The following is a 15119-nucleotide window of genomic DNA, read 5'->3' on the forward strand; positions in this document are numbered from 1 at the left end:
CGTCATGTGGGTGGCACTCTCTTACGCATGCTGGGGCATCTCGATCGTGCTCGCGCTGTGGATGCTCTACGACTGGTTCAAGATCGACACGACCTATTCCGAAGAGATGCTGACCTCGTCCAGGGAAGGCGAACTTGAAGCCGTGTCCGAAAAACACCGGATCTGAGTGGGGGATTGAACGATGACGATCACGGCTGAACCAGCGGTGCAAGTGCAAGGCGACAGGGTTTCACTGCTCAGGGTGCTTGGCCCGGCCCATGTCTGGGCACTCGGCGTCGGCATCGTTCTGGTCGGCGAATTCACCGGCTGGAATTTCGCGGCGGACAAGGGCGGCGCGCTGGCGGCGCTGATCGTCTGCTGGATCGTCGGGCTGCTCTACACGTCGGTCGCGATGATCGATTCCGAAGTTACCTCGACGGTTGCCGCCGCCGGCGGCCAATATGCCCAGGCAAAGCACATTGTCGGGCCGCTGATGGCCTTCAACGTCGCGCTTTTCCTAGTCTTTGCCTACACCATGCTCGAAGTGTCGGACGCTATCCTGCTCGGCGACACGATCGTCGCCAAGGCCGGCGTCGAGGGCCTCAACCACAATTCCTTCATCGCCGCGACCATCGTCGTGCTGGCATGGCTGAACTATCGCGGCGTGCTGATGACGCTCAACGTCAACTTCGTCATCACCGCCATCGCTTATGTCTCGATCGTCATCCTGTTCTTCTCGGTCAGCCCGTGGACGCAAGGCGCCGTGCTGAAGCTGAACGAGCTGGTCACCCCCGGCAACGCCCTGCCCTATGGCTGGATCGGCGTCATCGCCGCCTTCCAGTTCGGCATCTGGTATTATCTCGGCATTGAGGGCACCACGCAGGCGGCCGAGGAAGTGCGCTCGCCGGCACGCTCGCTGCCCTACGGCACGATGGCCGGCATGATCACGCTTTTGATCGCCGCCGCCATGACCTGGTATGTCTGCGCCTCGCTGATGCCCTGGGAATATCTCGGCATCACCTACTATCCGCTTTGGGACGCAGGCAAACTGACCGGCAGTGCGCTGCTGGAAAACCTGTTGTTCATCGCGACGCTGCTTGCGGCGCTGGCCTCTGCCAATGGCTGCATCAACGACGCCGCGCGCGCCTGGTTTTCGCTCGGCCGCGACCGCTATCTGCCGACCTGGTTCTCGGCGGTGCATCCGAAATACCGCACGCCCTATCGCTCGATCCTGTTCCTGCTGCCGATCGCGCTCGCCTTCGCCTTCATCGCCGACCTCAACCAGGCGATCACCTTCTCGATCCTGTCGGGCGTGCTGCAATACACCTTCATGAGCATCAACATCATCATGTTCAGGAAGAAGTGGCCGCTCGGCTCGATCCGCCGCGGCTACACCCATCCGTTCCATCCGCTGCCGGCGATCGTCTTGTTCTGCCTTTGCGTGGTCACCTTCTTTGCGATCTTCCTCGGCTTCGGTTCACAGCTGATCGCCATGGTCGCCTTTTACTTCCTGATCTCGCTATGGTTCCACTTCTACCGCTACAAATTCGTGCGCCGTGGTGCCCAGTTTACCATGCCGTGGCCGAAGCCGCAGGGCTACTGACGGGAGGCGCGCCCTGTCGGGCGGACATTTGCGTGACAAGGTGCGTTAGGTGATCTCAGCATTGCTCGCCGGGGCGGTTGCCCTGGCTCTCGTCCTCCATTTAACCTGGCTTGCGCGCTCCAACCGCGCCAAGGCTTCGACCCCGCTTGCCGCCGACGAAGCGGGGCTTCGCGATGTCATCCCCGACGTGGCCAACATCTCGGATGGCACTGCCGGCGTCGTTACCTTCGCCGGCTCGTGGAACGGCCGGCGGGTGCAGGTACGGACCATCGTCGACACGCTGGCGATCAGGAAGCTGCCGGCGCGCTGGCTGAGCGTTTCGATCACCGAAAAGGTCGCGGTACCAGGCACTTTCGACATGATGATGCGGCCTGGATCGCCGACGACTTTTTCCAATTTCGATCATCTCGATCATACGCTGCCGAAGACGGCGGCGTTTCCGCCCGAGGCGGTGCTGCGGACCGACCGCAAGGGCGTGCGCTTTCCCGAGGCTCTTATCGCTGGTCACCTCGACATCTTTGCCGAGGGGCGCGCCAAGGAACTGCTGATCACGCCGAACGGCGTGCGCATCGTCTGGCTCCTGGCCGAGGCCGAGCGGGCGCGCTACGGCGTATTCCGGCAAGCCGAATTCGGCACGGTCAGGCTCGATCCGGGGCTGATCGAGAGGCTGCTGTCGTCGGCTTCGGCGCTGCGCGATGCCATCAATCAAAGCGAACGGCAGGCGGCATGACCAGCCAGATCACCACCTCCCCCGCACCACCGAGCCCCTATCTGGTTCTCGGCGCCGCGATCGTCTTGCCGGCAAGCGGGCATATCGTGCTCGGCGTGCCGGTGCGCGGCCTGCAATTCCTGTTCTTCATGGTGATCCTCGCCTGGGTCACCGCCAAGATCGCGCCGCCCGACGCCAGCTTCGTCGGCCGCCATGCTGGCGGCTTCCTGATCTATGCCCTGTCGATCCTGGATGCCTACAAGATCGCCCGCATCCGCTATGCCAAATGGGTTCACAATCGCGGCGGGCGCGGCGATAGTGCGGCCGGCGGCGCCTCGACCGATATATAACGGCAGGAAAATTTTTTTCATACCAATTGAATTCCCCGGACGCATTCGATACATCTCCAAGGGAACAAATCTCGGGAGCCTGACATGTGCGGAATCGTCGGACTGTTTTTGAAGGACAAGTCGCTCGAACCCCAGCTTGGCGCGATGCTGTCGGAGATGCTGATCTCGCTCAGCGATCGCGGTCCCGACAGCGCCGGCATCGCCATCTATGGCGCGTGCTCCAATGAAGCCAAGATCACCATCCAGTCGGCCAAGCCGGAGCGCGATTTCCGCGGCCTCGACGCTGAACTCGCCAAGGCAATCGGCGCGCCGGTGAGCATTGCTGCGAAGTCGACGCATGCGGTGGTCAGGACGACGCCTGCCAAGATCGACGAAGCGCGCGAGGCCATCCAGGCGCTGCGCCCCGACATCCGCATCATGGGCGCCGGCGACGTCGTCGAAATCTACAAGGAAGTCGGCTTGCCGGAAGCGGTCGTCGACCGTTTCGGCGTCCGCGAGATGACCGGCACGCACGGCATCGGCCATACCCGCATGGCGACCGAATCGGCGGTGACAACGATGGGCGCGCATCCGTTCTCGACCGGCGCCGACCAGTGCCTGGTGCACAATGGCTCGCTGTCCAACCACAACAATGTCCGCCGCGAGCTGATCCGCGAAGGCATGACATTCGAGACCGAGAACGACACCGAGGTCGCCGCCGCCTATCTCTCCTCGCAGATGGCGCATGGCAAGAACCTGGGCGAGGCGCTGGAAGGCACGCTGAGCGATCTCGACGGCTTCTTCACCTTCGTCGTCGGCACCAAGAACGGCTTCGGCGTGGTGCGCGATCCGATCGCCTGCAAGCCTGCCGTAATGGCCGAAACCGACCAGTATGTCGCCTTCGGCTCGGAATATCGTGCGCTCACCAAACTGCCCGGCATAGACAATGCGAAGGTCTGGGAACCCGAGCCCGCAACCGTCTATTTCTGGGAGCATTGAACCAATGCCGGCAATCAACCTCTCCAAGGCCGCGCGTGAGCCGGGCCAGGCATCGAGGGTCTTCGACCTGGCCGAAATGTCGCTGCGCGAGCTCAACCAGGCGCTGCACGATCTGGCGCCCGGTTCGAACGAGACCGCCTGGGAAGTACTCCACCCGCGAGGCAGCCATTCGGTCGCCGTCGGCGTCGACCAGCCGGTCGCCATCGATGTGCGCGGCAGCGTCGGCTATTATTGCGGCGGCATGAACGACGGCGGCACCATCACCGTGCATGGCTCGGCCGGACCCGGCGTCGGCGAGAACATGATGTCCGGCGCAATTATCGTCAAAGGCGACGCCAGCCAGTATGCCGGCGCCACCGGCCGGGGCGGGTTGCTGGTCATCGAAGGCAACGCGTCGTCGCGCTGCGGCATCTCGATGAAAGGCATCGACATCGTCGTGCATGGCAATATCGGCCACATGTCGGCCTTCATGGCGCAATCCGGCAATCTGGTGGTGCTGGGCGACGCCGGCGACGCGCTCGGCGATTCCATCTACGAGGCGCGGCTTTTCGTGCGCGGCAAGGTCGAAAGCCTCGGCGCCGACTGCATCGCCAAGGAGATGCGGCCGGAGCATCTGGAATTGCTGCAAAACCTGCTCGACCGTGCCGGCGTGACCGGCGTCAAGGCAGCGGAGTTCAAGCGCTACGGCTCGGCGCGCACGCTTTACAATTTCAATATCGACAACGCCGACGCGTATTGAGGCTCAATGACCTATCGCAACCCGCCGACGACGCCGCGCAAATCCGCGACCTTCGACGACTACACGCTTTCCGAGATCCGCCGCGCCGCGGCGACCGGCATCTATGATATCAGGGGCGCCGGCGCCAAGCGCAAGCTGCCGCATTTCGACGACCTTCTGTTCCTCGGCGCCTCGATCTCGCGCTACCCGCTCGAAGGCTATCGTGAGCGCTGCGACACCAGCGTCGTGCTCGGTTCGCGCTATGCGAAAAAACCGATCGAACTGAAGATCCCGATCACCATTGCCGGCATGAGCTTCGGCTCGCTGTCCGGCCCGGCCAAGGAAGCGCTCGGCCGCGGCGCAACGCTGTCCGGCACCTCGACGACCACCGGCGACGGCGGCATGACCGAGGAAGAGCGCGGCCATTCGAAGACGCTGGTCTACCAGTATCTGCCGTCGCGCTACGGCATGAACCCACGCGATCTGCGCCGCGCCGATGCGATCGAAGTGGTTGTTGGCCAGGGCGCCAAGCCCGGCGGCGGCGGCATGCTGCTTGGCCAGAAAATCTCCGACCGCGTCGCCGAAATGCGCACGCTGCCGAAAGGCATCGACCAGCGCTCGGCCTCGCGCCACCCTGATTGGACCGGGCCGGACGACCTCGAGATCAAGATCCTCGAACTGCGCGAGATCACCGACTGGGAAAAGCCGATCTACGTCAAGGTCGGCGGCGCGCGGCCCTATTACGATACCGCGCTTGCGGTGAAATCGGGCGCCGATGTTGTCGTCGTCGACGGCATGCAGGGCGGCACGGCGGCAACCCAGGAAGTGTTCATCGAAAATGTCGGCCAGCCGACGCTTGCCTGCATCAGGCCGGCCGTGCAGGCGCTGCAGGATCTCGGCATGCACCGAAAGGTGCAACTGATCGTCTCCGGCGGCATCCGCAACGGCGCCGATGTCGCCAAGGCGCTGGCGCTCGGCGTCGACGCGGTGTCGATCGGCACGGCAGCGCTTGTCGCGCTGGGCGACAACGACCCGCGCTGGGAAGCGGAATACAACGAGCTCGGCACCACCGCCGGCGCCTATGACGACTGGCATGAGGGTCGCGACCCGGCCGGCATCACCACGCAGGATCCCGAGCTAATGAAACGGGTCGATCCGATTGCGGCCGGACGACGGCTGGCGAATTATCTTAAGGTGATGACACTTGAGGCTCAGACAATCGCCCGCGCCTGCGGCAAGAACAGCCTGCACAATCTCGAGCCCGAGGATCTTGTGGCCTTGACGATCGAAGCCGCCGCCATGGCCGGCGTGCCGCTGGCCGGCACCAATTGGATACCGGGCAAGAACGGCTTCTAAGACAAACCAAAAATGCAGTAAGCGAGGAATTATAATGGGGAACGATCTCGCCGCCTTCGCCAAGGAGAAGGGCGTCAAATATTTCATGATATCCTACACCGACCTGTTCGGTGGGCAGCGTGCCAAGCTGGTGCCGGCGCAGGCGATCGCCGACATGCAGCGGGACGGTGCCGGCTTTGCCGGCTTTGCCACCTGGCTCGACCTGACGCCGGCGCATCCCGACATGCTGGCGGTGCCGGATCCGGCCTCGGTGATCCAGTTGCCGTGGAAGCCGGAGGTCGCCTGGGTCGCCGCCAACTGCATCATGGACGACAAATCGGTCGAGCAGGCGCCGCGCAACACGCTGAAGCGGCTGATTGCCGAGGCGGCCGGCGACGGCATGCACATCAAGACCGGCGTCGAGGCCGAGTTCTTCCTGATCTCGCCGGACGGCAAGACGATTTCCGACGAATACGACACGGCGTCGAAGCCCTGCTACGACCAGCAGGCGGTAATGCGCCGCTATGACGTCATCGCCGAGATCTGCGACCACATGCTGGCGCTCGGCTGGGGCGCCTACCAGAACGACCACGAGGACGCCAACGGCCAGTTCGAGATGAACTGGGCCTTCGACGATGCGCTGGCGACCGCCGACAAGCATTCCTTCTTCAAATTCATGGTGAAGTCGGTTGCCGAAAAGCACGGCCTGCGCGCAACCTTCATGCCTAAACCCTTCCAGGGCCTGACCGGCAATGGCTGCCATGCGCATATCTCGGTGTGGGACAGGGACGGCAAGACCAATGTCTTTGCCGATAATGCGATGGAGCTCGGCCTGTCGGCAAAGGGCCGGAATTTCCTCGGCGGCATCATGAAACATGCTTCCGCGCTTGCCGCCATCACCAACCCGACGGTCAATTCCTACAAGCGCATCAACGCACCGCGCACCATCTCCGGCGCCACCTGGGCGCCGAACACGGTGACCTGGACCGGCAACAACCGCACCCATATGGTGCGCGTGCCCGGCCCCGGCCGCTTCGAGCTGCGCCTGCCGGACGGCGCGGCAAACCCCTATCTGCTGCAGGCCGTGATCATCGCCGCCGGGCTCGACGGTGTCCGCTCGAAGGCCGATCCCGGCCGGCGCTACGACATCGACATGTACCAGTTCGGCCATACGGTCGAAGGGGCGCCGAAGCTGCCGCTCAACCTGCTCGACGCATTGCGCGAGTTTGACAACGACAAATCGCTCAAGGCGGCGCTGGGTGAGGAATTCTCGTCGGCGTATCTAAAGCTCAAGCAGCAGGAATGGAATTCCTATGCGTCCCACTTCACCCAGTGGGAGCGCGACCACACGCTCGACATCTGATCCGGAATTGTTGCACGCCCGGCGCGAAACAGGTTCATGAAATACTCGATCTTCTCCCTCGCCCGGGCGGCATTTTCCGGCCACAAGAACTGGCAGCGCACCTGGCGCGACGCCAGCCCGAAAAGCCATTACGATGTGGTGATCATCGGCGGCGGCGGCCATGGCCTGGCGACGGCATGGTTCCTCGCGAGCGAATACGGCATCAGGAATGTCGCGGTGCTGGAAAAGGGCTGGATCGGCTCCGGCAATGCCGGCCGCAACACCACCATCATCCGCTCCAATTACGGGCTGCCCGGCAATACCGGCTTCTACGAGCTGTCGATGAAGCTGTGGGAGCGGATGGAGCAGGACCTCAACTACAACACGATGGTCAGCCAGCGCGGCGTCATCAACCTCTACCATTCCGACGCACAGCGCGACGCCTACGCGCGGCGCGGCAACACCATGCGCATCAACGGCATCGACGCCGAATTGCTTGATCTGGCGGCGGTCAGGAAGATGATGCCGTTCCTGAACTTCGACAATGCACGCTTTCCGGTGCAGGGCGCCCTTTTGCAGCGACGCGGCGGCACGGCACGCCACGATGCCGTGGTCTGGGGCTACGCGCATGCGGCGAGCGCGCTCGGCGTCGACATCATCCAGAATTGCGAGGTGACCGGCTTTGTCCGCGAGGCCAACGGCAAAGTGACCGGCGTCGAGACGTCGCGCGGCAGGATCGGTGCCGCCAAGGTCGGCATGGCCGTCGCCGGCTCCTCGTCGCGCGTCGCGGCGATGGCCGGCATGCGGCTTCCGATCGAAAGCCATGTGCTGCAGGCCTTCGTCTCCGAGGCGATCAAGCCGCTGATCCCCAATGTCATGACCTTCGGCGCCGGGCATTTCTACGTCAGCCAGTCCGACAAGGGCGGCCTGGTCTTCGGCGGCGATATAGACGGCTACAATTCCTACGCCCAGCGCGGCAATCTGCCTGTCATGGAAGACGTTTGCGAGGGCGGCATGGCGCTGATGCCGATGATCGGCCGGATACGGCTTCTGCGTCAGTGGGGCGGCATCATGGACATGTCGATGGACGGCTCGCCGATCATCGACAAGACGCCGGTCGACGGGCTCTATCTCAACGCCGGCTGGTGCTATGGCGGCTTCAAGGCGACGCCCGGCTCCGGGCTCGTCTTTGCCCATCTTCTGGCACGCGACGAACCGCACAAGGAGGCGGCGCGCTTCCGCCTCGACCGCTTCCGGCTGGGCGCTGTGATCGACGAAAAGGGCCAGGGCGCCCAACCGAAGCTGCATTGAAGGCTGGCTGAAGAAGCATGCGTATTGTCTGTCCCTTCTGCGGCGAACGCGAACTCGGCGAGTTCACCTATCTCGGCGACGCCAAGCCGGCGCGCCCGGCAGCCGAGGCCTCCGAAGACGAGGTCTTCGATTACGTCTATCTGCGCGACAATGTCGCCGGGCCGATGAGCGAATTCTGGTATCATGGCGGCGGCTGCCGGGCCTGGCTGAAGGTCGCCCGCAACACGCTGACGCATGAGATTTCGTCGGTCGAGCCGGCGGTGGGCGTTGGTGCGAGGCTGGCTGCCAAATGAGTATTCTTTGCCAACTCAGCGCTGCCCCTCATCCGCCTGCCGGCACCTTCTCCCCGTATAGTGACAGGGAGAAGGGACCTGGCCGCAACCTCGGCGCCCTCCCTGCTACGCTGGAGATTAGCAAAATCCTCGGTGAAGGCGTCCTTCTCCCCGTCACTATACGGGGAGAAGTGCCTGGCAGGGCGATGAGGGGCAGCGCGACGCTCCTGCTTGAGGGCCGGCAAACGTGACCTCCAGCCAGCCCTATCGTCTCGTATCAGGCGGTCTCATCGACCGCTCTGCACCGCTGGCCTTCCGCTTCGACGGCAAGAGCTTTGCCGGCTTCCAGGGCGACACGCTGGCCTCGGCGCTGATCGCCAATGGCGTCAAGCTGGTCGGCCGCTCGTTCAAATACCATCGGCCGCGCGGCATCCTGACCGCTGGCTCCGAAGAGCCCAACGCACTGGTCGAATTGCGCACAGGTGCGCAGCGCGAGCCGAACACCAAGGCGACCACGGCCGAGCTTTATGACGGGCTCGAAGCCGCGAGCCAGAACCGCTGGCCGTCGCTGCGCCACGATCTGATGGCGGTCAACCAGCTGTTTGCGCCGATCTTCGTCGCCGGCTTCTACTACAAGACCTTCATGTGGCCGGCGAAATTCTGGGAAGCGGTCTATGAGCCGGCGATCCGCCGCGCCGCAGGCCTCGGCCGCGCCGCGGGCGTCGCCGATCCCGACCGTTACGACAAGGCGTGGGCGCATTGCGACGTGCTGATCGCCGGTTCCGGCCCGGCCGGACTGGCGGCGGCATTGGCGGCGGGGCGCAGCGGCGCCCGCGTCATCCTGTGCGAGGAAGATTTTGCGTTCGGCGGCCGTCTGCTTGCCGACGGCGGCACGATCGACGGCGTGCCGGCCGCCGAATGGATTTCGCGCACGCTGGGGGAACTCGCAGCACTGCCCGATGTCCGCATTATGAACCGCACGACATTGTTCGGCGTCTATGATGGCGGCACCTATGGCGCCATCGAGCGGGTCAACGACCACCTGCCCTCGCCGCCCGAGCACCAGGTGCGCCAGCGGCTGTGGCGGATCGTGGCCAAGCGCTGCATCGTTGCCGCCGGCGCCATCGAGCGGCCGATAGTCTTTGCCGGCAACGACACGCCCGGCGTGATGATGGCTTCGGCTATGCGGACCTACGTCGCGCGCTACGCGGCAACGCCGGCAAGGCGCATCGCGCTATTCACCAACAATGAGGATGGCTGGCGCACCGTCCAGACCGCGCTTGCCGCCAGGTTGCAGATCGCGGCGGTCATCGATGCGCGCCCGGATGTCTCCGCCGCGCATCGCGCGCTTGCCGCAAAGGCCGGCTTTGCCGTGCTCAACGGCTCGGTCAGCGGGGTCGAAGGCGGCAAGGACGGTGTCCGGAAAATCGCGGTGGCACTCACTAGCGGCGCGCGCGCCGAAGTCGAGGCCGACGGGCTTGCCGTGTCCGGCGGCTGGAATCCGGCGGTCGGGCTGACCTCCTATCATCGCGGCCGGCCGAAATGGCAGGACGATATCGCCGCTTTCGTACCCGATGGCGCTCCTCCCGGCATGGTGGCCGTCGGCGCCGCCGACGGCGCCTTCGGCCTGGGCGAATGCCTGCGCCAGGGATTTGCCGCCGGAGCCGCAGCGGCACAGAGCACTGGGCGCAGCGGCAATGCCGGCACGCCGCCGGTCGCCGACGAAGAAGCGTTTTCGCTGACGCCGCTCTGGCATGTCGCCGGCAAAGGGAAAGCCTTCGTCGATTACCAGCATGACGTGACCGCGTCCGACATCGAACTGGCGCAGCGCGAAGGCTTCGAATCGGTCGAGCATCTCAAGCGCTATACGACGCTCGGCATGGCCACCGACCAGGGCAAGACCTCGAATGTCGCCGGCCTCGCCATCATGGCGGCGGTGTCAGGCAAGTCCATTCCCGAGACCGGTACGACGATCTACCGGCCGCCCTATGTGCCGGTCGCCATCGGCGCCTTCGCCGGCCATCATCGCGACGAGAATTTTCATGCGACGCGACTGACGCCATCGCATCACTGGGCCGCCGAACAGGGCGCGGTGTTTGTCGACACCGGCTTGTGGAAGCGCGCGCAATGGTATCCGAGCGCCGGCGAAAAGGACTGGCTGGACTCGGTCACCCGCGAGGTCAAGGCGGTGCGCTCCGGCGTCGGCTTCTGCGACGTCTCGACACTCGGCAAGATCGACGTGCACGGCCCGGATGCCGGCGCCTTCCTCGACCGCGTCTACATCAACACCTTCTCCAATCTTGCCGTCGGAAAGGCCCGCTACGGGCTGATGCTGCGCGAGGACGGCATCGTCTATGACGACGGCACGACGTCGCGGCTGGCCGAGGATCACTATTTCCTGACCACCACCACCGCCAAGGCCGGGCTGGTGATGCAGCATCTCGAATTCTGCCGGCAGGTGCTGTTCCCCGAATTCGACGTGCAGTTGACCTCCGTCTCCGATCAGTGGGCGCAATTCTCGATCGCCGGGCCGAAGACGCGGGACCTGCTTCGCGAAATCGTCGATCCGGCCGAGGATCTGTCGAATGAAGGTTTTCCATTCATGGGGGCGCGGGAAGTCGCGCTTCGCGGTGGCATCAAGGCGCGGCTGTTCCGCATCTCGTTCTCCGGCGAGATGGCGTTCGAGATTTCGGTTCCCGCCCGCTACGGCGACGCGCTGGTGCGCAATTTGATGCTGGCCGGCAAGCCGTTCGGCGTGACGCCCTACGGCACCGAGGCACTCGGCGTCATGCGCATCGAAAAAGGGCATGTCGCCGGGCCGGAGCTGAACGGCACGACGACCGCCGCCGACCTTGGCCTCGGCAAGATGATGTCGACCAAGAAAGACTTCATCGGCCGCGTCATGGCGAGGCGCGAGGTGCTGGTTGCGCCGGACCGGCAGGTCGTGGTCGGCATCAAGCCGGTCGACAAGACACGCCGCCTGCGCTCCGGCGCGCATATCATCCCGAAGGACAAGACACCCGGTCCCGATAACGACCAGGGCTACGTCACCTCGGTCTGCTTCTCGCCCATGCTCGACCAGTGGATTGGGTTGGCACTGGTCGAGCGCGGCCGCGAGCGCATCGGCGAGATCGTCCACGCGCACGATCCGCTGCGCGGCGAAGACTACGATGTCGAGCTGTGCAGTCCCGTCTTCTACGACCCGGATGGAGGGCGCCAGCGTGGCTGAGTTTTCCTGGATTGCCCGCAGTCCGCTGGAGAAAGCGCTTGTCGGCGGCGGCTATGGCGCGCGCGACACGGCGGCCGGCGTATCGCTCACCGAGATCCGCAATTTCGACCTGATCCAGGTGATGGCGCGGCGCGGCAAAGCGGCGGAACTGGCGAAGGCTGCCGAAACCCGCTTCGGCGTTGCCGCCCCGGAAACGCCCAAGGCGGTCCGAGCTCCCGACGCTACGCTGATCTGGTCGGGACCGGATCAGTTCCTCGTCCTGTCCAATGGCGGCAAGCACGCGTGCGAACCGCTGAGCCAGGCGTTTGCGCAATCCGCCTCGGTGTCCGACCAGTCGCATGCCCGCGTGCTGATCAGCGTCTCGGGAGAAAAGGCGCGCGCGATGCTGGCCAAACTGTCGTCGCTAGACCTGCACCCCGCGGCGTTCCCGGCCGGCACCGTCGCCGCGACCTCGGTAGATCACACCAGCGTCAATCTCTGGCGCGGCAATGACCGACCAGATGGACAGGCGGTGTTCAATCTTCTGGTATTTGCAACCTTCGCCGAAAGTCTGTGGCACACGATGCTCGATGCCGCCGCGGAGTATGGCGTCGATATCCGGCATTCCGAGGAATTGGGGTAAACTGTCTGCGTCGGCGCCGCCCCTCATCTGCCTGCCGGCATCTTCTCCCCGTATAGTGACGGGGAGAAATGCCTGGCAGGGCAATGAGGGGCAGCGCCGACAATCGGAAGGATAAGGCCGAGCTGCTCCACCTTCACTTGCCAACTCCGGCTCTTCTGCCCTATTCTTCCCGCTAAAATAATTTCACACACAGGCAAACTTGTTTCTCGAAACCAGGGTTGAGATGAGCCAGTCGCCCTACCCCGCCGTCGCCGCCGGACCGCCGCGGCCGAGCCTGATCCTGCGGCCAGGCCAGATTGCGCTGCCGGCCGGGATGGAGCGCTACTCGGTTCAGGGCAATGGCGCGGTGCTGATCGAGGTCGAGGCCGGCGATACGATCAGCGTGCGCAATGTCGAGGGCGGGCAGGCTTGCGAGCTGCTGGCATGGGACAGCAGCGGCGCGACCGATCCCGGCATTTTCGGCGAGAAGTCGAACAGCAATGCCGCCGGCATCAAGGCGCTGCTGGCCGAGGGCGACGACAGCCTCGCTTCCTTGCGCCGGGGGCTCGAGCGACGGCAGGTGCGGCTCGACCAGGCAAAGGCGGTTCGCGTCTTCGGCGGCGCCACCCCCGCCGGTACCGAACAGGCTTTTACCGTCGCCCGCGACGGTTCGATGCTGATTGCGGCGCCCGGCGGGCCGATGCTGGTCGACGGCCACGATACCGCGACGCCGCTTAGCGTCCTCGTCCGGCGCGCCACCGTCCGCCCGGCGGCGAAATCCAGGCTTGCCGACCCGCTGACCGATCCGGTGCTCGATCTGCGTGTCCATTCGGCGACGGCGGAGGCCTATTTCGTCAAAGCGGGCGACTATCTGCAGATCATCGATGTCGACGGGCGTCAATGCACGGACTTCCAGTGCTTTTCGGCGCGCAAGCTGGACAAGGGACGCGATCACCCGCTCGACGTGACGACGACGCGCACGCTGATGGGTTCGAGCTATCCGATGCCCGGCCTGCACTCGAAATACTACGACCAGGACATGGAGCCGCTGGTCGAGGTTATCCAGGACACTTGCGGCCGCCACGATGCATTCGCGCTCGCCTGCGCCGCCAAATATTACGACGACATCGGCTATCCCGGTCATCCCAACTGCTCGGAGAATTTCAACCGCGCGCTGGCCGATAAGGGTGTAACGCCTCGCGCCGGCTGGATGGCGATCAACTTCTTCTTCAACACGGCGATTGACGCGCATGGCGTCGTGGTATCGGACGAGCCGTGGTCGCGGCCGGGCGACTATGTGCTGCTGCGCGCCTTGACCGACATCGTCTGCGTCTCGTCAGCCTGCCCTGACGATACCACACCCGCCAATGGCTGGAACCTGACCGACATCCATGTGCGAACCTATTCCGGCCAGCACAAATTCTCGCGAGCAATCGCCAGACGCATGACGCCCGATTCGGAACCGAAAATGACCCGCGAGACCGCCTTTCATTCGAGCTTTGCCAAGCACACCCGCAACTTCATCGAGTACAAGGGTTATTGGTTGGCCAATTCCTTCGCGAGACAAGGGCCGATCGACGAATATTGGGCCTGCCGGCAGGACGCCGTGATCATGGACCTGTCGCCGCTGCGCAAGTTCGAGGTCACCGGGCCGGACGCCGAGGCGCTGTTGCAATACACACTGACCCGCGACATCAAGAAGCTCGGCGTCGGCCAGGTCGTCTATTCCGCCATGTGCTACGAGCATGGCGGCATGATCGACGACGGCACGCTGCTCAGGCTCGGCAAGGATAATTTCCGCTGGGTCGGCGGCGACGATCTATCCGGCGAATGGCTGCGCGAAACGGCGCAAAAACTCGGCCTCACCGTGCTGGTGCGCTCGTCGACCGACCAGATGCACAACGTCGCCGTGCAGGGACCGAAAAGCCGCGACATCCTGCGGCAGATCATCTGGACCTCGCCGCTGCAGCCGTCGATCGACGAGCTTGAATGGTTCCGTTTCGCGGTCGCCCGCATCGGCGGCGGCAACGGCATTCCCGTCGTGGTTTCGCGCACCGGTTACACCGGCGAGCTCGGCTACGAGATCTGGTGCCATCCGCGCGACGCCGAAAAGGTGTTCGACGCGATCTGGCAGGCCGGCCAGCCGCACGGCCTGAAGCCGATGGGGCTGCAGGCGCTCGATATGGTGCGCATCGAGGCCGGGCTGATCTTTGCCGGCTACGAGTTCTCGGACCAGACCGATCCGTTCGAGGCCGGCATCGGCTTCACCGTGCCGCTGAAGACTAAGAGCGACGATTTCATCGGCCGCGAGGCGCTGATCCGGCGCAAGGAAAATCCGCAGAGGAAGCTGGTCGGCCTCGACATCGACGCCAATGTCGCCGTCGGCCACGGCGATTGCGTGCATGTCGGCCGCGCCCAGATCGGCGTGGTCACCTCCGGCATGCGCTCGCCGGTGCTGAACAAGACCATCGCGCTGGCCAGGCTCGACGTCGCGCATTCGGCGATCGGCACCGAGGTCGAGATCGGCAAGCTCGACGGCCACAGCAAGCGGCTGCCGGCGCGCGTCGTCGCCTTCGCCCATTACGACCCGCAAAAGACAAGGCCGCGCTCCTGATCGATCGCCCCACGGGAGGCTTAGTCCGGTCTTTCGGCGATGCGGCTGCTTGTTCTGTCCTTCACAGCAATGTGCACA

13 protein-coding genes are annotated in these 15119 nt (G+C 64.4%); all 13 read left to right on the top strand.

The window, feature by feature from the left end:
- Positions 1-4: 4 nt before the first annotated feature.
- The 13 genes from RQ479_RS15450 to RQ479_RS15510 all read left to right on the top strand — a co-directional run bounded on the left by RQ479_RS15450 (position 5) and on the right by RQ479_RS15510 (position 15041).
- A complete protein-coding gene (locus tag RQ479_RS15450; protein ID WP_023673991.1) occupies positions 5-166 on the top strand; it encodes a hypothetical protein in 162 nt (53 codons plus the stop codon).
- A 15-nt stretch (positions 167-181) separates the two neighbouring features.
- Positions 182-1582, top strand: a complete 1401-nt coding sequence (locus RQ479_RS15455) for an APC family permease (protein WP_292653875.1) — start codon at positions 182-184, stop codon at positions 1580-1582.
- Between the two features lie 49 nt (positions 1583-1631).
- Positions 1632-2312 (top strand): hypothetical protein, encoded by a 681-nt coding sequence (locus RQ479_RS15460; protein ID WP_376705730.1) that lies wholly within the window; start codon positions 1632-1634, stop codon positions 2310-2312.
- On the top strand, positions 2309-2641 hold the full coding sequence (locus RQ479_RS15465; protein WP_376705731.1) for a hypothetical protein: 333 nt from the start codon (positions 2309-2311) through the stop codon (positions 2639-2641). Before RQ479_RS15460 ends, RQ479_RS15465 begins: the two co-directional genes overlap by 4 nt.
- Positions 2642-2725: 84 nt before the next feature.
- Complete coding sequence (locus RQ479_RS15470; protein WP_376705732.1) at positions 2726-3619, top strand: glutamine amidotransferase family protein; 894 nt, start codon at positions 2726-2728, stop codon at positions 3617-3619.
- A gap of 4 nt (positions 3620-3623) precedes the next feature.
- Positions 3624-4358 (top strand): protein GlxC, encoded by a 735-nt coding sequence (locus RQ479_RS15475; protein WP_376705733.1) that lies wholly within the window; start codon positions 3624-3626, stop codon positions 4356-4358.
- A gap of 6 nt (positions 4359-4364) precedes the next feature.
- Positions 4365-5693, top strand: a complete 1329-nt coding sequence (locus RQ479_RS15480) for an FMN-binding glutamate synthase family protein (RefSeq protein ID WP_023673984.1) — start codon at positions 4365-4367, stop codon at positions 5691-5693.
- A 34-nt stretch (positions 5694-5727) separates the two neighbouring features.
- On the top strand, positions 5728-7035 hold the full coding sequence (glnT, locus tag RQ479_RS15485; protein ID WP_352476570.1) for a type III glutamate--ammonia ligase: 1308 nt from the start codon (positions 5728-5730) through the stop codon (positions 7033-7035).
- Between the two features lie 36 nt (positions 7036-7071).
- Entirely contained in the window at positions 7072-8325 is a 1254-nt protein-coding gene (locus tag RQ479_RS15490; RefSeq protein WP_376705734.1) for a sarcosine oxidase subunit beta family protein, read from the top strand.
- Positions 8326-8342: 17 nt separating this feature from the next.
- A complete protein-coding gene (locus RQ479_RS15495) occupies positions 8343-8618 on the top strand; it encodes a sarcosine oxidase subunit delta (protein ID WP_376705735.1) in 276 nt (91 codons plus the stop codon).
- Between the two features lie 226 nt (positions 8619-8844).
- On the top strand, positions 8845-11826 hold the full coding sequence (locus RQ479_RS15500; protein WP_376705736.1) for a sarcosine oxidase subunit alpha: 2982 nt from the start codon (positions 8845-8847) through the stop codon (positions 11824-11826).
- Positions 11819-12448: a sarcosine oxidase subunit gamma gene (locus RQ479_RS15505; protein WP_376705737.1), complete on the top strand. Its 630-nt coding sequence runs from the start codon at positions 11819-11821 to the stop codon at positions 12446-12448. Before RQ479_RS15500 ends, RQ479_RS15505 begins: the two co-directional genes overlap by 8 nt.
- A 223-nt stretch (positions 12449-12671) precedes the next feature.
- Positions 12672-15041 carry a DUF1989 domain-containing protein gene (locus tag RQ479_RS15510; protein ID WP_376705738.1) on the top strand — a complete coding sequence of 790 codons (2370 nt, stop codon included), beginning with the start codon at positions 12672-12674 and terminating at the stop codon, positions 15039-15041.
- Positions 15042-15119 lie beyond the last annotated feature (78 nt).

Source organism: Mesorhizobium sp. ISC25 (genome assembly GCF_042295465.1).
Classification (GTDB): Bacteria; Pseudomonadota; Alphaproteobacteria; order Rhizobiales; family Rhizobiaceae; genus Mesorhizobium.